18 protein-coding genes and 1 pseudogene are annotated in these 20825 nt (G+C 56.3%); 10 read left to right on the top strand and 9 right to left on the bottom strand.

Features of this window, described 5'->3' with window-relative positions:
- Positions 1-445: 445 nt before the first annotated feature.
- Positions 446-904: pseudogene (locus HMPREF1255_RS10135) on the bottom strand (hypothetical protein); the annotation flags it as partial.
- Between the two features lie 184 nt (positions 905-1088).
- Between HMPREF1255_RS10135 and HMPREF1255_RS00980 the strand changes: the two are divergent.
- Positions 1089-1598 carry a peptidylprolyl isomerase gene (locus tag HMPREF1255_RS00980; RefSeq protein ID WP_016455459.1) on the top strand — a complete coding sequence of 170 codons (510 nt, stop codon included), beginning with the start codon at positions 1089-1091 and terminating at the stop codon, positions 1596-1598.
- 40 nt (positions 1599-1638) lie between these two features.
- Here the strand turns inward: HMPREF1255_RS00980 and HMPREF1255_RS00975 are convergent, their stop codons facing one another.
- Positions 1639-1914, bottom strand: coding sequence for an Lrp/AsnC family transcriptional regulator (locus HMPREF1255_RS00975; RefSeq protein ID WP_028821893.1), 276 nt, complete (start codon positions 1912-1914; stop codon positions 1639-1641).
- Between the two features lie 60 nt (positions 1915-1974).
- Entirely contained in the window at positions 1975-3660 is a 1686-nt protein-coding gene (locus HMPREF1255_RS00970; RefSeq protein ID WP_024110443.1) for a DEDD exonuclease domain-containing protein, read from the bottom strand.
- A 160-nt stretch (positions 3661-3820) separates the two neighbouring features.
- Between HMPREF1255_RS00970 and HMPREF1255_RS00965 the strand changes: the two genes are divergently transcribed.
- Positions 3821-4810, top strand: a complete 990-nt coding sequence (locus HMPREF1255_RS00965) for a peptidase MA family protein (RefSeq protein WP_024110507.1) — start codon at positions 3821-3823, stop codon at positions 4808-4810.
- Here HMPREF1255_RS00965 and HMPREF1255_RS00960 read toward each other — a convergent pair.
- A complete protein-coding gene (locus HMPREF1255_RS00960; protein ID WP_024110409.1) occupies positions 4807-5169 on the bottom strand; it encodes a hypothetical protein in 363 nt (120 codons plus the stop codon). The two genes, HMPREF1255_RS00965 and HMPREF1255_RS00960, sit on opposite strands and share 4 nt — an antisense overlap.
- A gap of 64 nt (positions 5170-5233) precedes the next feature.
- Here HMPREF1255_RS00960 and HMPREF1255_RS00955 point away from each other — a divergent pair, with 64 nt between their 5' ends.
- From HMPREF1255_RS00955 to HMPREF1255_RS00945, 3 genes are read left to right on the top strand one after another with little or no spacing between them, the layout of a single operon-like run.
- Positions 5234-6031 (top strand): 1-acyl-sn-glycerol-3-phosphate acyltransferase, encoded by a 798-nt coding sequence (locus tag HMPREF1255_RS00955; protein WP_024110467.1) that lies wholly within the window; start codon positions 5234-5236, stop codon positions 6029-6031.
- Complete coding sequence (locus HMPREF1255_RS00950; RefSeq protein ID WP_016455465.1) at positions 6028-6810, top strand: 1-acyl-sn-glycerol-3-phosphate acyltransferase; 783 nt, start codon at positions 6028-6030, stop codon at positions 6808-6810. The genes HMPREF1255_RS00955 and HMPREF1255_RS00950 overlap by 4 nt, the downstream gene beginning before the upstream one ends.
- A gap of 31 nt (positions 6811-6841) precedes the next feature.
- On the top strand, positions 6842-8245 hold the full coding sequence (locus HMPREF1255_RS00945; protein ID WP_024110430.1) for a class II 3-deoxy-7-phosphoheptulonate synthase: 1404 nt from the start codon (positions 6842-6844) through the stop codon (positions 8243-8245).
- Here HMPREF1255_RS00945 and pknB read toward each other — a convergent pair whose 3' ends face one another.
- On the bottom strand, positions 8246-10210 hold the full coding sequence (pknB, locus tag HMPREF1255_RS00940; protein ID WP_016455467.1) for a Stk1 family PASTA domain-containing Ser/Thr kinase: 1965 nt from the start codon (positions 10208-10210) through the stop codon (positions 8246-8248).
- Positions 10211-10329: 119 nt separating this feature from the next.
- On the opposite strand from pknB, the gene HMPREF1255_RS00935 reads away from it, so the two are divergent.
- From HMPREF1255_RS00935 to HMPREF1255_RS00925, 3 genes are all read left to right on the top strand, one after another.
- Positions 10330-10941 carry a hypothetical protein gene (locus HMPREF1255_RS00935; RefSeq protein WP_155938277.1) on the top strand — a complete coding sequence of 204 codons (612 nt, stop codon included), beginning with the start codon at positions 10330-10332 and terminating at the stop codon, positions 10939-10941.
- Positions 10942-11140: 199 nt separating this feature from the next.
- A complete protein-coding gene (locus tag HMPREF1255_RS00930; protein WP_197016952.1) occupies positions 11141-12154 on the top strand; it encodes a CapA family protein in 1014 nt (337 codons plus the stop codon).
- Between the two features lie 68 nt (positions 12155-12222).
- Positions 12223-13746 carry an FGGY-family carbohydrate kinase gene (locus HMPREF1255_RS00925; RefSeq protein WP_024110474.1) on the top strand — a complete coding sequence of 508 codons (1524 nt, stop codon included), beginning with the start codon at positions 12223-12225 and terminating at the stop codon, positions 13744-13746.
- Positions 13747-13839: 93 nt separating this feature from the next.
- Here the strand turns inward: HMPREF1255_RS00925 and HMPREF1255_RS00920 are convergent, their stop codons facing one another.
- The gene (locus tag HMPREF1255_RS00920) at positions 13840-15225 is read right to left on the bottom strand and encodes a sn-glycerol-1-phosphate dehydrogenase (RefSeq protein WP_036916681.1); all 1386 of its coding nucleotides are present in this window, start codon (positions 15223-15225) and stop codon (positions 13840-13842) included.
- Positions 15226-15482: 257 nt separating this feature from the next.
- Between HMPREF1255_RS00920 and HMPREF1255_RS00915 the strand changes: the two genes are divergently transcribed.
- Positions 15483-15677 (top strand): hypothetical protein, encoded by a 195-nt coding sequence (locus HMPREF1255_RS00915; RefSeq protein WP_024110442.1) that lies wholly within the window; start codon positions 15483-15485, stop codon positions 15675-15677.
- Positions 15678-15901: 224 nt separating this feature from the next.
- Here HMPREF1255_RS00915 and HMPREF1255_RS00910 read toward each other — a convergent pair whose 3' ends face one another.
- Both HMPREF1255_RS00910 and HMPREF1255_RS00905 read right to left on the bottom strand, forming a co-directional pair.
- A complete protein-coding gene (locus tag HMPREF1255_RS00910; protein ID WP_024110502.1) occupies positions 15902-17254 on the bottom strand; it encodes a D-serine ammonia-lyase in 1353 nt (450 codons plus the stop codon).
- Between the two features lie 46 nt (positions 17255-17300).
- Complete coding sequence (locus HMPREF1255_RS00905; protein ID WP_016455473.1) at positions 17301-18740, bottom strand: SLC13 family permease; 1440 nt, start codon at positions 18738-18740, stop codon at positions 17301-17303.
- A gap of 419 nt (positions 18741-19159) precedes the next feature.
- On the opposite strand from HMPREF1255_RS00905, the gene HMPREF1255_RS00900 reads away from it, so the two are divergent.
- Complete coding sequence (locus HMPREF1255_RS00900; RefSeq protein ID WP_016455474.1) at positions 19160-19741, top strand: cadmium resistance transporter; 582 nt, start codon at positions 19160-19162, stop codon at positions 19739-19741.
- Between the two features lie 121 nt (positions 19742-19862).
- On the opposite strand, the gene HMPREF1255_RS00895 is transcribed toward HMPREF1255_RS00900, so the two are convergent.
- The gene (locus HMPREF1255_RS00895) at positions 19863-20627 is read right to left on the bottom strand and encodes an SDR family NAD(P)-dependent oxidoreductase (RefSeq protein WP_024110472.1); all 765 of its coding nucleotides are present in this window, start codon (positions 20625-20627) and stop codon (positions 19863-19865) included.
- Between the last annotated feature and the right edge of the window lie 198 nt (positions 20628-20825).

Below are 20825 nucleotides of genomic sequence, written 5' to 3'. Positions count from 1 at the left end.
CGGCTAGCTAGCCGGGGAAATTTTTTGGTTAGTTTCGCTTAGCGCGGGTAATCGCTCAGCGCTGAGCCTTCACGAAGCCTGCCTTCTGGGCGGCCTCCTCGCTGTTGAACCAAACATCTGCGTTGCAGGCCTCGTAGCCGCCGGTGCCGGGCACGTGATATTTCATCGAGCGCTCGTTGCCCTTGTAAATGTAATCGGCCGGGGGCTCGTCGCCGACGTATGCGCCCTCGCCGTACTCGGTATCTTGCTCGGAGCGCTTTGGCTTTGCCTCCTCAGAGTCCGAATCGGTGTCAGTGACCTTGTCAACGACCTCTTCGACCTTCTCCTTGACTTCCTCAGCAGACTTTTCCCAGGCTTCGTTGAACTTGCGGTTGGGCTCCTGCGGGGTCCAGCCGTCATCGGAATCGCCGAGGAACGAGCGGACGAACCAAACCACGCCCGCAACTGCTGCAGCGATGCTGACGAAAATGAACGTTCCGCGAACCAAGCTGCGCCTCTTACGGGGCTCGGGAAGGACCGGCTTGGGCAGGGAAAGATCGCCACGAAGAGCAGCAACCGCTGCGGCGCCCCTGTCAGTGGCTTCCTGAACCGTCGGGTTCATTTGGGCCTGCTTCCACGCCTTCTGAATGCGGGGAATGACTTCTTTATCTACGGCCTTAGTGACGTCGCGGTAAGCATTGTTGACCGCGGGCTGAACCTTAGAAACAGCCTTGTCGACCGCCGGCGCTACGTTCTTCTTGTAAGCGCGGGACACATCGTCGAAAGTTTCGGATGCAGCGTTCGCAGCCTTCTTTGCGTGCGGGGCAATGAAATCTGCCACGTCGTCGAAGGTGTGTTTGGTGTTGGCGACGGCCTCTTCGGCGGCAGCCTTGGCCTTGCGTGCGGCCTTTCGTTTGTTGAACATTTTAAGATCTCCGATCTTGCTTGGGGCTCGTAATCGAGCTTGCTCGTAGTCGAGCTATGTTCAACGTTACTTCGCTAACGACAGGATCAAATGGACGGCGCAAAATTCATAGGTTTTATACAGCATGGAATTGTGCTTTGAGATACCGGTAAACTGGCTTGCGAAAGAAAAGATAGGAGCAAGCGTGACGCAAGCAACCATCCACACTAACCACGGCGACATCGTGGTTAAGCTGTTTGAAAACGAGGCCCCGAAGACGGTCCGTAACTTCGTTGAGCTCGCCACCGGCAAGCGCGAATATCGCGACCCTCGCGACGGCTCGGTAAAGACCGATAACTACTACGACGGCACCATCTTCCACCGCATCATCGATAACTTCATGATTCAGGGTGGAGACCCGACCGGCACCGGTCGTGGCGGCCCCGGCTACCAGTTCGGTGACGAATTCCACCCCGAGCTCAAGTTCGACCGTCCGTATCTGCTAGCAATGGCCAACGCTGGCCCTGGCACCAACGGCTCGCAGTTCTTCATTACCACCGTCGAGACCCCGTGGCTGAACATGCGTCACACCATCTTCGGCGAGGTTGTTGACGAGGATTCTCAGAAGGTCGTCGACGAGATCGGGAAGGTGGCCACCAATGCCGCCGACCGTCCGCTCGAAGACGTAGTCATCAACTCGATCGACTTCGAGTAAAACCTAAAAAAATTGCGCTGCCTTTCGGCAGCGCAATTTTTTATTCACCAATGTTGAAAGTGGCCTCTAAGTCAACCTTGCTGTAGGCGCGGAAGGCCAGGTGCGAACTGGTGTCGATGACCCCTTCCACCTTGTTTAGTTTGTCGGAGATGACCGACGATATCTCGTCGAATTCACGCACTCGCACCATGACTACCAGGTCGATATCGCCAGTCACCGAGTAAACCTCGCTGACGCCGTCGATGTTTGCGATTTCCTGCGCAACCTCGGGGATGCGGGAGCTTTCTACCTGTACAAATGCGATTGCCGTAATCATGGCCTCAAGTTTAGCCACTCGTTCGCCAAAAGAACCGACCTGTTCGAACGATCGGCCGTTTCAGTCATTTAGTTTCACCATTTGCGGCGCTCCCGCATTGCTGGGGATGGCCCAATCTCCTTCGATCTGCATCAACCGCACGCCCGGGCTTTCGAGCCAGTTGGCGATGCATTCTGCCTCCTCGACTGAGCCGGCGGGCAGGCCATGTTGTGGTTTAGGAACGGTTGCGCTGACCCGTAGCGCTTCGTCCGCTATTGCGAGAGCGGATTCACCACGCTTAGCGCGGGCGGCTCCGGCCAGGAAACCGTACTTTACGATGTTGATCTGCCACCCACCAGCGTTGGGGCTTGCGGCGACGATCAGTGGGCAACGGGTCAACGCTTTCAGCCTTTGCCAACGCAGGATGGTTCTTTGATAGAGGCCGAGCCTGTCCCTGACGACGCCTGCCTCCTCAAAACTTTCTTGTGCGCTGAGGGTTCGCATCTGTTCGCTAAGCGATTCAGTGATTGCCCGCACGTCGTAGGTCGACCGGATCGCCTCGTCCAGGGCCAGTGAATATAGTTCGCCAAGCGTCTCGTCATCGCCTCGACAAGGGGCAAAACAGCGATTTAATTGGGCTAACGCGCAGCTAGAAGAAATAGAGCGCGGCCCGATGCGTTGAGTGCACTGGCGCAGCTTGAACGATTGGGAGAGGACCAGCGCTAGTTCTTGGGCGACCCTTCTGCTGACGCAGGGCCCAAAATATTTGGCATCGTCGGTGATTTTCGAGACCACCGAGAACCTCGGCCAGCGCTCGTTGGTTAGTTTCAGCCAGGCCAGCTTTTGTTGGCGACGAGAACGACGGTTATAGTGCGGCTGCTGGGAATCGATCGTTCGCAGCTCGCGGATTTCGGCCTCTAGGGGAGTCTGGCAGACGATGGCTTCCACGCCCGTGGAGATGCGAACCATCTCTTCCATGCGCCCGCGCGTCTCCGACGCAGTGAAGTAGGTGGCAACCCTCTTTTTGATGTTCACCGACTTGCCGACGTACAGAATCTCCCGGCTGCCATCCTTGTGAGATTTGTCCGTGTAGAACTGATAGATGCCCGGTTCCTCGGGAAGATCCTTCGCCCATACCCGCTTGGCTCGTCGCTGCGGGGAAACGTGGTGGGCGTATTCGAGGAGATCTTCGAGCGTAGTTACGCCAAGCGCGCCGACCCGCTCTAATAAGCCGTGCAGCACGTAGACGGTTGCTCGGGCGTCGTCGAGTGCGCGGTGCGTCGGCATCTCTGGGACCTTGAAGAATGCAGAAAGTGTGGACAGCTTGCAATTGCGGACTTCGTCGCGCAGCAGGGTGTGCCTGGCTAGCTTGACGGTGTCTACAACCTGGTTACCAGGCCATTCGTAGCCCAAGTTCGCGCAGGCACGTTTCAGAAAACCAACGTCGAAGCTCGCGTTGTGCGCAACCAGAACCGTCCCGCGAGCGAACTCTAAAAAGCTCGGCAGTACGGTATCGATGGTTGGTGCATCGTCAACCATGCGGTCGGAGATGCCAGTCAGCACCGTGATGTTTGCGGGAATATGCATTTGGGGTTTCACGAGCGTGGCGAATTCGCCTTCCGCCTCGCCGCCACGAACCTTAACAGCGCCAATCTCGGTGATTGCCGCACCCTCTCCAACACCCGTCGTCTCGAGGTCGACGACGCAAAAACTGACGTCGAACAACGGCACGCCGAGGTCGTCAAAGCTGGGCTGTAAAGGTTTCATGCAATCAACGTTAGTAGGCGCCACTGACAATTTTTTCAACAATTCACTCCCCGGCTGTGCTCGAGATAGTTCTACCGAAGCACTCTCGCCAGCTGATGTGAGGCTGATAAGAAGGTCAATTTTTCGAATCAGCAAACTTGGTAATGGCAAAATTGTGCTCATGCGTGCACGTCTACTGGCGATCATCGTTTCGCTTGTCTTGGCATTTTCGGGCTGCCAGAAAACCCCCGACTTAGAATGTGTTGCTGAATCCTTGAATCAGTCAGTTAAAGAAGGCGATTCCGCAAAACTGCTGAATGTGCTTTCCGGGCGACGGGCACCGCTGGTTGCAAAGAATCTCGGTCGGCTCGCCGAGGCCACTTTCGAGCCTTACAAAGACGGGCTTAGGGTCAAGTGGCGAGCGGCCGCTATCGATGCCCCTGCCTGGCATGAGATAGGAATAAAAGCTCAAGGCTGCCGGGTCGTGGACGTTTTCCCTAAGGAAGACTCACCGGCTCCGATCTGGTTGAGCCAACAGATCGAGGTTTACTCAGACGATGACGTCACCGTGATGGCAGCCCCTCGCGACGCTTCCGGTAATCAGGTAGACAACAGTTCCTGGTTGCTGGCGGCGCACGACGCCGTCGAAACGGTTCGGGCAGCGGTTCCTGAGCTGAGTTGGGACTCGCGCCTTGTGATTCAGGTGGCCGACAGCATCGAAAGTTTTCACAAAATCACCGGGGGAGCGGCCCTAGACGGTTCGGCCGCTTACACGCTCGCCCAGGATTTCGCGGATGCGAACGACCAGGCTGCTAGCCATATCATCGTCAACCCGATTCACAAGGTCGACCCGAGATTCTTGCTCACGCACGAGGCCGTGCACGTCGCGACTGCGGAACTGGGCGTTCCCGACGATAAGAATATGTGGGTCAGCGAGGGCTATGCAGAGGCGATCGCGCTGGCTGCTAACCCGGAGCGCGCCCAGGAGAGCGAGCGGCTGATCGAAGAGAATGGCCTGCGTCCAGAACAGCCGCCGACAGCCCATGAGTTCATGTCCAAGGACCCTAAGATCAGCTCGCTGGCGTACGCGAGAGCAGCGAAACTGGTGGGTGAGGCCGTGAGCAAGGGCAATGTGTTAGTCCAATTGCAGAATCTGGGTTGGCCTCGCTAAAGAACCAGCCCGCCGTCGCCCCTCGGGTCATTATCCCTTGGGATCAGCGTCAATGACACGGCTATTCCTGCACCGAAAAATAGGACGGCCATCACCCAGAAGCCTGGATTCAGCATTCTGGCCCACAGCAGCACGATTAGAACCGCTGCGGCGATGAACATGCCTGCGGCAAATCCGGCACGCTTGGAAAGTGAAATGGGCTCGGGGTCGGGATTCCACTTTGCTGGCTCGTCAGGCTCGGTGCTTTCGATCGCGTCAGACATGGAGAACCACTTCTTGGGCTCAGAAAAGCTGGGACCGACGTTCTCGCCGAACTCCTCTTTTATTAATTTCGCAAACTCTTCGTCTGTGTCCGACACGTTTTCTCACTCCTCAGGGCTCGGCAAAGCTCCTAACGTCTGTGTCATTGCATAAACTAAAGGAATGGACACTGAGCGCGCCGAAAATAAACCCGATAACAACGCTAGCCGCGGTTACCAGCCAGGCAACATCTGGTATCGCCTTTTCCGTAACCTTATCTTCACACCAATCGTAAAGTGGTTTTGGAAAGTTGAAGTTATCGGTGCCGAAAACATCCCGGCGAACGGCTGCGTGATCGCGGCCAATCACATCGACGCGGGCGACACCATCGCGCTGCCTGCTGCGCTGAAACCCGCAATGATCTTCCCCGCCAAGAAGGAATTGTTCGAGGGTGAAAACCTGGGCGGAAAGATCGTCGCATGGTTCCTCAAGCTCGTCGGGCAGGTGCCCATCGATCGATCCGGCGGAAAGGCATCCGTTAGCGGCCTGGAGGAAATCGAGCAGAAACTCTCCGCAGGCCACGCCATCGGCATCTTTCCGGAGGGCTCCAGGAGCACCGACGGGCGTCTCTACAAGGGCCACACCGGAGTTGCCCGAATGGCGCTCGAGGTGAACAAACCCGTCGTCCCGGTCGGGTTGATCAACACCAGGCTGTTGAAAAATAAACTCGGCCTGCCCACCATGAAGAACGCGAAAATCGTCATCGGCAAGCCGCTCGACTACAGCCGTTTCCACGATTTCCGAAACAACATAAAAGTTGGCCGATGGGTGACCAACGACATCATGGCCCACATCCAAGAGGTCACCGGTCAGGAGTATGTAGACGTCTACCTGAGCGCAGTGAAACGAGGAAAACTCAGCGGCGAGGCCCTAGAAAAGCACGTCAAAGAGACCCCCAGCCTCGAGGAGCCTCAGCTATGAGTAACTTCTTCGAGCGCGTGAAACACAGCCTGAAAATAGGCTGGTCGAGGCTGCGGGCGACATTCCGTGCCGACGTCGTTGGGCAAGAAAATCTTCCCGACGGCGCGTTCATATTGGCATGTAATTTTGTTCATTCCACCGATTCTCTGAGAATCGTCAATTCGCTCGGCCGAAGAGTAGTTTCGCTCTCCAGGCTTAACCCGACGAAGCGAGACACTCCCACGGCGCGTCAGGAACGCGCGCTAAGCACGTTATCCAAGGGAAAGGGCGTGCTGATCTTTCCTGAAGGCGCGCCGAGCCTCGACGGACGCCTGCACAGGGGCCGTCCCGAGGCAGTTGCTTTGGCTATCAAGGCCGACGTTCCGCTAATTCCTGCCGCCCTGGTTAGAGCGAAAGATCCCCAATCGGAATACGAGTTGAGGATTGGCGAGGCGGTCTCGCTGGATCGTTACCGCGACGCCGGAGCCGCCAGCGATAAGGTCGAGGGCTTCTGGTTGCGGGGAGCCTCTGATTTGCTGATGCTCAAAATTAGCGAGCTAAGCGGTCAGGAGTACAGCGACCTCTACCCGATGCAGGCCCGAGAGCTCAAAAAGCAACAGGTTGCAGCCAGCCAGCAGCGCGCCCAAAGCCAATGGGAGGATTACCAGCGCGAGCAAGAAAAGGCCAAGGAAGAGGCAGAGCGCGCCGAAGAAGCCGAGCGCGCCGAGCTGCTTGAGGCCGCGAAAGCCGCCAAGGAGTACGTGAAAAGGCTCGCGGCAGAGGAAAACAAGGGGCGTTAGGGGTCCGGCTGCCGGGCAAAAATAGTCTGTCTTGGCGCTGTCGCTTATTCTTAATGGTGTGCGCAATATCCCAACCCTAGAAGAACTTCACGAGCTGCCCCAGATCCAGCAGCCGACCTATGAAGATCCAGCCAAAGCAGCCCAGGTCGTAGCACAGCTACGCAGCCTGCCGCCGCTGGTTTTCGTGGCGGAATCCGATTCGCTGCGCGAACGTATCGCGCAGGCAGCTGTTGGTAAATCGTTCATTCTGATGGGTGGCGATTGCGCTGAGACTTTCGACGGCGTTACCGCAGACAACATCATGGCGAAGCTTCGCGTTTTGCTGTCGATGAGCGTCGTCATGACTTATGCGGCGCAGGTGCCGGTCGTTAAGATTGGTCGCATCGCAGGCCAGTACGCCAAACCGCGCTCCAAGAACACCGAGACCCGCGACGGCGTCACGCTGCCCGCCTACAGAGGAGACGCGGTCAACGGCTTCGAGTTCACGCCCGAGTCGCGTAGGCACGACCCGGAGCGCCTGATCGATTCCTACAACGCTTCCGCCGCCACTCTTAACCTGGTTCGCGCGTTCGTCTCTGGCGGTTTTGCTGATCTTCGTCAGATCCACGCCTGGAATTCGAGCTTCGTCAAGGACAGCCACGTCGAGAAGAAGTACGAGCAGATGGCGCTCGAGATCGACCACGCCGTGCGCTTCATGCGCGCTTGTGGCGTCGAGGATTCCACGATGTCCAAGGTGGATTTCTATTCGGCACACGAGGCTTTGTTGCTGGACTACGAGCACGCCCTGACCCGAATCGACTCTCGCACCGGCAGGCCTTACGTAACCAGCGGCCACATGGTTTGGATCGGCGAACGCAACCGTCAGCCAAATGGCGCCCAGGTGGAGCTGCTGCGGCACGTCTACAACCCGCTGGGCGTCAAGCTCGGGCCGACGGCCACCGTGCAGGACGCTCTTGAGATAGCCGATCGACTAGACCCGGATCGGGTTCCCGGCCGGATCAGTTTCATCACCCGCATGGGCGCTGCGCAGGTGCGCGACAAGCTACCCGCGATCATCGAGGGCGTCGAGGCCTCCGGACGTAAGGTGGCCTGGATCTGCGACCCGATGCATGGCAACACGATCGAAACCGCAAACGGCTTTAAGACCCGACGCTACGAGGACGTGGTTGAGGAGCTGAACGGTTTCTTCGACGTCCACAAGCAGTTGGGCACCTGGCCGGGCGGCGTGCACCTCGAGCAGACCGGAAAGGACGTCACCGAATGCATTGGCGGCGCCTTCCAGTTGAACGAGGATGATCTCGTCAACCGTTACGAGACCGCCTGCGACCCCCGGCTGAACCGTAACCAGAGCCTAGAGCTGGCTTTCATGGTGGCCACCAGGCTAAACGAGTTCAGGAATCTGGACGAGGAAAACGTTCCCGAGCGCAACATGTAGCTAGCGGGCGGTGATAACTACCTTGCTGCCCTCAGCCACTTTTTTACCAACTTTTGGGTCGGTCCAGAGAACCTTGCGGTTTCTGGTACCGAACGGGTACTTGACCTCGTCGACGGCCAGGCCCGCTTCCTCGAGCTTCTTGGTGGCCTCATCGACGCTCATGCCCTCGACATCGATCATTTCGATCTCTTTGGGGCCGTCGCTGACGGTTAGCTTCACGGTGTCGCCGACGAAGCCCTGAGTGGTCGCGACCGGCTCTTGGCTGATGACCTTATCCTTTGGCACGTCCTTGTCGTTGGCGCGCGTGGTCTCCACAAGCAGACCCAGGTCGGTCAGTTTCTTAGTTGCCTCTTCGAGCGTGTCCGAGGTGACGTTCGGTATCTCTACGGGTTTGCGTCCCTTGGAAACCTCGATGTCGACGGTCGTGTCCCGCTTTAGCGGCTCGCCTGCACCGAAGCTGGTAGAGACGATGGTTTTTTCCGCCGCCGTGTCGTGGTAAACCTCGCTGACCTTACCCAATCGCAGGTTGTTGGAAGAAAGGATGCTACGAGCCTCGTCCACCGTCTTCCCGATCAGATCGGGCATCGGGTAGCGTTCCTTGCCCTTAGAAATGCTCGCGTGAATCGTGCCTTGGCGTTTGACGCGCTCGCCTGGTGCGGGATCCGTTGATATGACGTGATCGGCAGGCACGTCCTCAGAGAAGTCCTCCGTGAACTCGACGCTCAATCCTAGCTCTTGCGCGGTCGCGCTTGCCGTCGCCCGGTCTAGGCCGATCAGTTCCGGCGTATCGATGTAACGGCCGGCAGCTAACCACCAGGTTCCGACGGAAACCAAAATCGCTAGAAGAACGAGTAACACTAGCGAAAACCTTCGCCTGCGTGCTGTCGTCTTTTTATGTGGCTGGGTGCGTACCTTAACCGGGGCAGCCACCGGGGCAGGCGCGGGTTGTACCGGCTCGGAAGGTTCGTCGTATGAATATTCCGCAACAGGCTCGCTTTGAGTAACCGGCGGCTCGTAGGTCATCTCCTGCTGCCCGCGATGGTCTGCGCCCGGGAACATGATCATGGTGAGGGCCTCGTCGTGTCGGATGCCTCGTTCCAGAGCACGCCTGGCTCGGCGGATTCTGGTTAGCAGCGCATGACCGTCTCGTGGCCGCAGCGTCGGATCCCGCCTGGTGCAGGCCAACACCAACGCGTCTATGTAGTCGGGGATCGGATGATGGCGGGCCGCATTCGGTTTCTTCTCCACGAGCCGCTGAGACGGGCGCGGCACCTCGCCGTTAACGTGGGCGTATGCCACGGTGATCGGGCTGTCGCCGATGAAGGGCTTCGTGCCGGTAAGCAACTCGAAAAGCACGATGCCGAAAGAGTAGACGTCAGAACGCGAATCTGCCTGGCCGCTCATTACTAGCTCAGGAGGCAGGTAGCTGACGGTTCCGATCAGCATGCCTTGGGTGGCCGTCGCGGTCTGGGTGCTGACGCTTCGTGCAAGGCCGAAGTCGGCGACTTTCACATCGCCGCGCTCGCTGATCAGCACGTTCTCAGGTTTCACGTCCCTGTGCACCAGCCCGTTGTCGTGCGCCGCAGCGAGTGCCGCGGCTACGGGTTCGAGAAGCTTCAGTGCTTTCAGCGGGCTGAACGGCGCCTCTTTAGCGATTAGGTTGCGAAGCGTGTAGCCCTCGATGAACTCCATCACGATGTAAGGGCGTCCCTGCTCCACGCCTTGGTCGTAGATGGAAACGACGTTCGGGCAAGTGAGAGCCGCTGCGGACCTGGCTTCGCGGTCGAACCTGGCCTTGAAGTCGGAGTCGTCGCCCAGGCCCTCGTGCATCACCTTAACTGCGACGATTCGCTCCAGGCGGCGGTCCCAAGCGCGGTAGACGGTGGCCATTCCGCCTCGGGCAAGCCTCGCCAAAATTTCGTAGCGGCCATCAAGCACGTTGCCAGACATCTGATCAGTGCTCATGAAGGCTCCAAAGTTAGGGGAAGAATAACTACTAGCTTATAAGGTCAAGGTACCGATAATGCCACATGCCACCTGTGCTTTTGCTCGGCGTTTTCGCGACCCAAGCTAGAATTTGTGCCATGACGGCTGTGATGGGTCTTTCAAGCAGGTTGAAAACTGCGAAGCTGATGGCGCTGGTGCCTGCACAGGAGCAACGCAAGCTGGCCACCCTTTGCGATGAGTTGGCCTCTGCCGGCGTTTCGATGGTGTTTTTGACCGCTCCGGACGCCGAATCCTTGAAGACCGCAAAGTCATTTTCTGGATATGACGCGTTAGTCGGTGCTTTTGGCGACGAAGACCTAGCCGTTGATCTCAAGTGTGACGTCGTGGCGCACCAAAGATTTCCAGTCGAGAAGCCGCACGAGTTTGCGCTCAGGGGAGCAGCATGTCCGAGCGAAGACAGGCTAGCCGAGGCTATCGATAGCGACGATGTCGACTTCCTGATCGTCACAGGAGCTCTAGCTTGCGTCGCCCAGAAGTTTGCGCCCGCCTCCGACGCATCTTCTAAGCCGTGGTTCGCGATGACCGAGGGCGATGACGTCGACGAGCTGATCGAATCTGGGGCAAAGCGGTTGGCGCTTTTTGGGCCCGCTGTGGAGGCCAAGCAAGCGGAGAGAATCTGGAAAAAGATCTCTGCCGCATGGGGGCCGGAAATGCAAAGGTTACTTTTTACCCAGCTTGCGCAGGGTTAAAAATAGGTTTTTGTCAGAGGCAATCTGTGGGCTCATTTCCTGAAATCAAAAAGGGGAGATTATGCCTAAAGTAAAGGCCGTATTCGCTCTGGTAGCAGCACTTCTTCTTGCGGGCTGTTAGGCCAATTCGGGGGCGCCCGAACAGACGCCTTCTGCTTTGGAGTCGGTTGTGGAGACGCCGACCCCCATACCTCAGCCAGTGAGTATCACGCTGAACGTTTCCGGGGATTTGCTTTGGCACGACAGCTACTTCGAGCCCGCTGCCCAAAACGCAGTGGCAAAGGGCGAAGAAGGCATGGATTTCTACCCTTTCCTGGAATCTGCAACTAACTATGTATCTTCCGCAGACTGGGCTATCTGCCAGAACGAACTGCCGTATGCGGCACCGGAAGGCCCGTACAGCGGTTACCCCTCGTTTAAGACCCCGCCGGACGCAGCCAAGGCAGTGGCCAAGACAGGGTGGGACATGTGCTCCACCACCTCCAACCACACCATGGACGCCGGCTGGGACGGCTTAGTGCGCACCAAGGACGTTTTGGAGAGCGTAGGAGTGGTGCCGATGGGCACCTATCGAACTGAGGAAGAGGCAAACACTCCGCAGATCGTCGACGTCAAAGGCGTGAAGGTCGGTTTCGTTTCGCAGACCTATGGCCTTAACGGGATTCCGAAGGCCGAGGGTAAGGACTGGTCCGTGGATATCCTCGACGCGGATAAGGCGATCGCCGATGCCCGCAAGCTGAAGGTGGCAGGCGCTGACGTCGTTGTCGTCCACATGCACGCCGGTGACGAACACGACCACCAGCCCAACCAGCAGCAGATTGGTTTCGTTCAGGCAGTTTCCGCTAGCCCGGACGTCGATTTCATCTACGGGCAGCACGCTCACGTTAGCCAGCCGATCGCCAAGGTAAACGGCAAGTGGGTTGTTTACGGCACTGGAAACGTCACGGGAATGATGCTGCGCTCTGGTTGGCCGGATGTCTACGAGGGCTATTTTGCACAGATCACGCTTCAGGGTTTCCCCGGGGAAAAGTTCGAGGCGACCAAGATGGAGTGGGCTCCGCTGGCTATCACTTCTGACGGCAAGGTGCAGCTGATCCCCGATGAGCTCAAGAAGGGTGCAGCTAACGCTGAAGAGCTGGAGGCTTCTGCGGCTAGGACCCGCGCGATCGTGACTTCCATGTCCGACGAACTGGTGGAATACACGGGAGCCTAACTTTCGTGTTCGTCGAGGCGAGCCACTAAAATCAATTAGCGTTCCATTGATTTGAGCAAGGAGGCTCTATGAACGCAAATAGTCTCGTAATTGCGGTGGACTCGTCCACGACCAGCACAAAAGCGATCGTGGTGGATTCGGGCGGCATCGTCGTGGCTTCGGCGAAGGTCGAGTTCCCGATGTCGACCCCCAAGGTCGATTTTTACGAGCAAGATCCCAAAGACTGGTGGGCGAGCACCAACGAGGCAATCGGCAAGGCAGTTTCTGGGCTGTCACAGAAAGATCGCGAGCGCATCGAATTCGTCTGCGCGACGATTCAGCGGCAGTCTTTCGCTCTTGTCGACAAAAACGCCGAGCCGCTTCGCCCAGGAATTCTGTGGCTGGACGGCCGCGCAGCGGATCAGGTTCACAAGTACGGCAGCGAGCGGGTGCACGAGATCTCCGGTTTCCAGCCGGACACCACGCCGTCTATCTACAAGATCGCTTGGCTGAAGGAGAACGAGCCCGAGAGCCTGCAGGCGGCCCACAAGATAGTCGGCGTTCACGGCTATCTCACATATGCAATGACGGGCGAATGGGTCGATTCGGTGGCTACCGCCGATTCGCTCGGGTTGCTGGATTCGGCAAAGCTGGAGTATTCCGACGAACTAATCGATCTGATCGGAATTCAGCGTAGCCAGCTGGCTGATCTAGTTCCCGCCGCCTCCGTGATAGCGCCGATAAAGAAGACCGTTCTTAGTGGTTGGGGGATCAAGCACCCTGTTCAGTTGGTTGCCTCTTGCGGTGACGGCCAGGCCGCCGCACTTGGGGCCGGCGCCATCGGAACCGACGAGGCCTATCTGAATATGGGTACCGCTTTGGTGGCGGGAGTTCACTCTCCGAACTACCTGACTGCCGACGTATATCGAACCGACGTCGCTGGCATTCCGGGTCAATACGTCCTGGAGATCGTGCAGAACTCGGGCGCTCACCTTGCCGGTTGGTTCCGTCAGGAATTGGGCGATCCCGCACTCGGGGGCAGGCCAGATCCGGCGTTAGACGCGGCTGCGTCGAAGGTTCCGGCCGGATGCGGTGGCTTGGTGACGATGCCGTATTGGAACGCGGTTCAGTCGCCGTATTGGGATCCGATCGCTCACGGCGCCATCGTCGGTTTGGCCGGAGCTTACGGACGTGCCGAAATCTACCGATCGATACTTGAAGGTATCTCGCTGACCATGGCCTCGAACCTGCGTCAGCTGGAGGAGTCGACAGGTGTGCCGATCAAGTCCGTTCGCGTTATGGGCGGTGGGCAGCGCTCGACTTTGTGGCGCCAGATCATGACAGACTGCATCGGTGTGCCGCTCACAGCCTGCGAAACCGAGGAAGTCTCGGCGATGGGCGCCGCGGTGATCGCGATGTCCAACACGGACGCCTTCGATTCGGTCCAGGACGCTGCGAAGGCGATGGCCGCGCTCGGCGGCACTTCTGAGCCCAACCAGAAGACTCACGAGATTTATCGCGAGTTGGCGGAGATTCAAGATCAGGTCTATCCGGCATTGAAGGATGTCATGGTTAGGCAATATGAATTTTCGCAAAAGTATCCGTTGCGCTAATATCTCGTGATTGCGCGACCAATAAGAGGGTGCCTGGAAAATTAATCCAGACACCCTCTTTTATTCGCTAAGGTCTCGGCCTAGCTGTTTTGCTTACTGCTTTGCCGGGTTGATGAAGCCTTCGGTCGGAACCTCTGCCTCTGCCCAGTAGCCGCCCGGTGCGAACAGGCTCTCGACTACGTCGGAGTAGATGCCCAGGTCGTATAGCACATCCGTGATGTTGTAGCGGGCACGAATGGTCTGCGACTGGTAGTAGGTCAGCTTCATCTTTTCCATGTCGACGTCCAGCTGTGCCGGGTGGTAAGGAGCGCCACAGCGCTTCAGGATGTCGGCGATTTCCTTAGCCGGCATCACCTGCTTCTTGGACTCTTCGAGGATCCTCGACCAGTTGTCCTTGATCAGCTGAACACGCTCGGGCAGCTTGTCTGCCGGAACATACTTCTGCATGGACTGGTCGACTGCTGCGTCGCGGATGGCCTTGATGGGCTGCAAGTCCTCGACGCGCTTCTTGTTGTCTTCGGGGCTAAGCTGCTTGGCTGCGACCTCCTGCGGGTCGATCGCGTCGATGTCGATGCTTGCCAGGGCGTCGTAAAGTGCGCAAGAAGCGACGGTGCCGATGCCAACCTTCTGTCCGTGCGATAGCGGGGGCTCCCAGTCGAGGCCGTGGCCCTCCATCTCCCACTGGTGGGAGAAGTTGTGTCCGGCACCCGATGCCGGACGCGAAGACTGCATGGACTGCATAGCCAGACCGGAGAGGATGAGCTCCTGAGCCAGGCCGTGCAGGGCATCAGGGTCGGAAGCCTTGATGCCCTCTGGGTCGCTGAGCGCCTCGCGCAGCGGGGGCTGGACTAGGTTCCAGGACTGCTCGTGGATTGCCTCGATGCCCAGAATGTCGGAGATAATCCAGTCGGCGCCTGCGGGGACCTTTTCGATCAGGTCGCCGACGCCGGTAGCGGTCAGCCTGTGCGGGGCGTGGGCCATGATGTCCAGGTCGCCGATCAGGCCTGCCGGAGCGGGGCAGTTGCGGGTGATCTTGAAGCCGTCGCGGGTGATCGACGCGCCGAACGCTGCGTAGCCGTCCATAGAGGCTGCGGTGCAGACGTTCATGTAAGGACGGCCGAGCTCGCCGTTTGCAAGCTTGACTAGGTCGTTCAGTGTGCCGCCACCGATGGAGACGCAGCGAACATCCATGTCCTTGACGTGGTCGCGCACGCGCTCAACGTTCTCGTAGCCGGCGTACAGTGTCGGGGTGCCGGGGAAGATGAAAGGCTCGAAGAGCTCGACGCCCGCCTCTTCCAGCGATGCCTTGACCTGTTCGCCTGCAACCTCCCAGGTGTTTCCGTCTGCGATGATGATGCCTTTGGCGTCGCCGAAAAGCTCCTTGAAGATCCTGCCGGTCTCATTGATGACGCCACGGCCGAAAGCGATTGCTTTGGTGTCGGTGGATGTCTTGAGAGCTTCTTGGATCAGATCTGCCATCTTTCCTCCATTTGTTTTATGTTCGAACTGTCTTTGTTCGGATAGATTCTTTAGCGAATCGTCTTGTAACAATCCTCGCACTTTCTAGCGCGAAAGTTTAGTGATCACAGTTAGTTCATAGAGCTTGCACAGCCGGCCCTAGAAAATTCTCAGTCGCGGGGAACTCTAATAAAAATGTGTTGACTCTGCTCGACTAGTTTTGCGATTCGTGACGATTAGGTTTTCGAGCTGAGGCAAATACGAGGAAAGGGAATGAATTGCTAACTTTGCTCCAGGCTGTTGTCCTGTTTGCGACTACGAATATTGATCACCTCGTGATTCTGAGCATGTGGTTCGCCCGTGGCCACGGCCGTCCATTCACTACTTGTAGGACCCTGGCAGGTCAGTATGTAGTGATGATCGGGCTACGCCTGATGACTATCGTTCTGGGCTTAAGTTTTTACGTCAGCTAAAGACTGGGCATGAATTCACTGCTCAGTAAATATTTCCAGACTAATTTTTATGCTCTAGCCTGCCGAAGGTAGCGGAAAATTGATGGTTCGAAGATTTTAAGCGCCCCGGCTAGATCTGCTACCGATGATTTCAACTGGAAAAAGCCGTCCCAGTTTTGTTAGTTAGCTAGCTTAAACGGTTTGGGTGTGCGGATTATTCCCCGCACACCCAAACCGTCTAATTTTTAAAGATAGGAGTGTCCTTTAGCTATATAGGAATCCATCTCTGCTGCCGGAACCATGCTGCCTCCAGTGACCCACCCTAGGTGAATCGCATTAGCTAACCGCTCATCAGTTAGTCCGCTGTGCTCCCGGTACTGGCGGGCGGAATCACTGATTAAATGCGCTGGGCCCGCAAAAGCTGTTGCCGAGGAGGGTTCTATGCGCAGATTTTCTGTACCTGCCAGCAATGCCACCAGACGATACATTTGTGGATCTTCGACGGTGTAGTAGCCGTCGATCAGGTACTGCATGTGGCGTCCAACGAACGCTGAGGGCCGTCCGCAGGCAAGCCCATCGGCGGCAGTTATGTTGTCGATGCCGAAATCTTGTACCGCTACGTTGTCGTGCTCACCAGTCATGACGCCGAGCATCATCGACGGGCAGTGGGTAGGCTCAGCAAAAATGCAGCGAACATTGTCTCCGAACACCGATTTGAGGCCAAAGGCAACGCCACCGGGGCCGCCACCCACACCGCATGGTAGGTAAACAATCAGCGGATGATCCTCGTCGACTCGCACGTCATAGGCCTTGAACTGTCCAGCCAATCGCGCGCCCGAAACTGCATAGCCGAGGAATAGCGAAGTAGAATTTTCGTCGTCGACGAAGTACATGGTTTCGTCAGATTCGGACTGTTTCCTACCCTCTGCCACGGCAACCGAATAGTCAGATTCGTATTCCACCACGGTCACACCGTGAGAGCGCAGTTTGTCTTTCTTCCATTGGCGGGCATCTGAAGACATGTGAACGAAAGCCTGGAAGCCTAGCTGTGCGCTCATGATGCCGATCGAAAGGCCAAGGTTGCCTGTGGAGCCAACCGCAACCTTGTACTTTCCGAAGAGCTCCTTTGCCTCTTTGGTGTTAAGTTTTCGATAATCGTCTTCGAGCGTTATCAGGCCTGCGGCCAAGGCGATTTCTTCGGCATGCTTGAGCACCTCGTAGACTCCTCCTCGGGCTTTAATAGAGCCTGAGATCGGCAGATGAGAGTCAAGTTTTGCCCACAGCTGGCCAGGAATTTCTATGCCATAGTGTTTTTCGAGTTCTGCCTTAAAATCCGGCACGCAAGCTAGGGGTGATTCGAGAATGCCAGCTGTACGTTTTGCCTCTGGAAAAACCTCTGCAAGGTAGGGAGCCCAGCGCTTCAGCCGGTCACGTGCATCCTCGATGTCGGCCGACGTCAAACCTACTTCTTCAAGGCCTTCTTGCGCTGACTTAGTTTGCGGATTGAACCAGTCTGTTTCTTCGGTATTAATCAAGGTCTCGATTTTTGGGTATTCTTCTACCCACTTCGAAATGTCTTTTCCTAAAATCTCAGACATATTAGTTACTCCTTCGTATCTAAAGAACTCAGTTTTCGGTTTAGGGCTAGACGAAAATGTGTAGAACCATCACACAAGCTAAAGCGACGACGGACGCAATCGTTGTTCCCACCGTTAGCGTTTTCAAAGCAGTGCCAACTTCGATTCCCATGTACTCCTTGTAGAGCCAGAAAAGCGAGTCAGTGACGTGGGTTAGGCCCATTGCGCCTGCGCCCACCGCAAGCACCAAGATTGCGGGGTTTAGGTCGGGGTTAGCTGCCAGCATCGGCAGCACGATGCCTGCGGCAGAAATCATTGCAACAGTTGCAGATCCAACAGCAAAGTGCAGAACCAGTGCAATTAACCATGCAATCACGATCGGGCTGACGGGTAACCCGCCGAGGGCGTCGGCAAGTGCTGGAGCTACCCCAGACTTCATCAAGACAGCATTGAATGCGCCACCAGCGCCGATGATGAGCAGAACGCCGCCAATCGGGGCAAAACTGGAATCAGTAATTGACGAGAGTTTTTCTAGGCGCATGCCACGGTGAAGGCCCAACGACCAGTATGCAAAGATGACCGAAATCAGCAATGCGATGATTGGATGGCCGATGAGTTCGAAGATGAGCCTAGCTGTTTGGCCTTCGGCAAAAACCCCTTCGGAGATGGTCTTCGCAACCATCAGCAGTAGTGGTAGCAGGATGGTGAAAACAGTAATGCCAAAGCCGGGTAGCTCCTTCTGCTGGACTGCAGCATCGCTGGCTGATTCGTCAGTTTCCGTGGCAATAACTGCTGCATAAGCAACCGATCCGTCTCCACCACCGACGCGCTTATTCACGCCTTGCTTTACTGACTTCGCATCCGTCGAGGAGGCGTGTTCTTGGGCTAGCCTCATATCTGCAAAACGCATGAAGAAGGGGCCACCGATTAGAGATGTTGGAATGGCGACAAGCAGACCGAGCATGATGACTTGGCCGATGTCGGCACCCAGGGTGTTAGAAATTGCGGTAGCGGCAGGGTGCGGTGGTAGCAGGCAGTGGACGCACATTAAAGAAACGATTAGAGGCACTCCGATTCGCAGCCGGCTCATTCCCGCTTTGCGGGCAACAACGAAAACCAGCGGCACCAGCAATACAAAGCCAACTTCGACGAATACCGGAATGCCGGCTAGAAGCCCCAATAGGGACATGACGATCGGAGCTCGTTTCTCGCCAAACACGTTGAGCATTGATGTTGCTAGACGCTCTGCGCCACCGGAAACTTCAAGTAGTTTTCCGAGAACGGCTCCGAAGCCGATGATTAGGACGAGGAAGCCAAGCGTGCCGCCGACGCCTTCTTCCAAAATCTGGCCGACATCGCCGAGACTGACTCCTGTGACGAGGGCCACAGCTATAGCAGCGATGGTGAGCGCTAAAGATCCGTGCATCTTCAGCGCCCCGATTAACAGAACAATTAATAGAATTGCAGCGATTAATACCACTACAAGACCAGCGGTTGAGGTAACCATAAAAGTCTCCCTTTTGGAATAAACACCGTTGTCTAGAAGAAACTTGCGCGCGCTCTAGGCATCGATACGCGCCGCCACAAGAAACTCTTGATAAAAGTTTATTAGCGTGAAAATAATTTTTTATTACTTACGAACATTTTCTGCAGCATAGATATTTTGTGAGAAAGAACCCTCGTTGGTGTCATTTATTGTGTTGTCCGCTGTCTAGAAGTGGCGTATTCGTAAAAGGAGTTGACTCGGCTTTTGGCTGGAGTGGCTCTTGGCTGTCATGGTTGATTTATAGAGGTTGCACAGCCGGCCCTAGAAAATTCTCAGTCGCGGGGAACTCTAATAAAAATGTGTTGACTCTGCTCGACTAGTTTTTCGATTCGTGACGATTAGGTTTTCGAGCTGAGGCAAATACGAGGAAAGGGAATGAATTGCTAACTTTGCTCCAGGCTGTTGTCCTGTTTGCGACTACGAATATTGATCACCTCGTGATTCTGAGCATGTGGTTCGCTCGTGGCCACGGCCGTCCCGGCACGACCCGCAGAATCTTGGCGGGGCAGTACCTGGGCTTCGGCGCGATAATAATTCTGACTTTGGCTCTCGCGGCTGGCATTAATCTCGTTCTTCCCGTGGAGGCGCTTCGTTGGCTAGGCCTGATCCCGCTGATCATCGGCTTGAAGGCTGCATGGCAAGCATGGAAGTCCAGGGGCGAGGATGAAGATGACGACGAATTGATCCAAGGAAAGCTGACCAGTGTTTTATCTGTTGCGGCGGTGACCTTCGCGAATTCTGGCGACGAAGCCGCCGTCTATCTGCCTGTATTCTCGGTCTCCCAGCCTTGGCAGCTGGCGGTCTATGTAGTTGTCTTTTTGCTTTTAGCCGCCGTGGTCGTTTTCCTTGCCAAGTACATAACATCGCGAAAGGCCATTGCCGAGTATCTAGAAAAGTGGGAAAGCATCCTGTTTCCAGTCGTGCTGATCGCACTTGGCTTGTTGATTTTGGTCCTGGCCTGAGTAGCAGGATAAAGATAAAGCTCCGGAGCTTGGGTAAGCGGCCAAAAGGCTCAGATCCTGCCGACTGCAGAGATCTGAGCCTTTTGTACTAATTAGAAACGTGCGCCTAGGTCTGCGTCGATTACGCGCTGGTTATGCCACCGTCTGCCGCTACCACAGCACCCGTAATGAAAGACGCAGCATCACTTGCCAGGAACAACACCAACGGTGAAATTTCCTCAACCTCAGCTTGCCTGATACCGGTATCGACTCCAGTCATGACCCTCTCCAGGCCAAGCTGGCTCGGTGCTGTCATGTTGATGCCTACCTCAGTCTTCACACCACCCGGGCACACAACATTGCAACGAATGTTCTTTCCGGCATACATAAACGCCGTATTCTTGGTAAGCCCAACCAATGCGTGCTTCGACATTGTGTAAATCGCCCCAGCCTTGCACCCGTTAGTGCCGCCAATAGAAGCTACGTTGACGATATTGCCGCCAGTCTCCTGTTTTTCCATCTGCAAGACAGCGCTCTGAGTGGCGAGCATCGGGCTCTTTGCGTTAAGAGTCATGACTTTGTCGTAGAGCTCTTCGTCGATTTCGCTAACAGGCTTCATCTCGTCCATCATGCCCGCATTGTTGACGAGGATATCGAGTTTTCCACCTGTCTCGACGGCGAACTCAATCATTTTTCGGTTCTCACCGTCATTCATGAGATCAGCCCTGAAAGGGATAATCTGCCCCTCCGCGTTCTTACACTTTTCAGCCAGCTCTTCGAGTCTGTTTAGACGACGCGCCACCGCTACTACCGTAGCCCCTTCCTCGCACAAAGACCGGGCGATCTCTTTGCCCATGCCGGAACTAGCACCGGTGACTACTGCGATTTTGCCTGAAAATCTACTCACAGAAACTCCTTAACTATCGGGTTTTATTCCGCTTTTGATAGAGGGGACAGCAAGCTGACCTGGCGTTGATTGTATCGGGAGGTGATTGAAATGGTCAGGGTTTGGTTCCTAAATATTTACGGGTTAAAAACCCAAAATGAAACACCCCAAGAAAAACAAAACCTGCCGGCACGTCATTGTATCAACACCAGCAGGTAG

It is taken from the genome of Propionimicrobium sp. BV2F7 (genome assembly GCF_000510445.1).
Taxonomy (GTDB): domain Bacteria; phylum Actinomycetota; class Actinomycetes; order Propionibacteriales; family Propionibacteriaceae; genus Propionimicrobium; species Propionimicrobium lymphophilum.
This window is presented reverse-complemented; position numbering and strand designations above follow the sequence as displayed.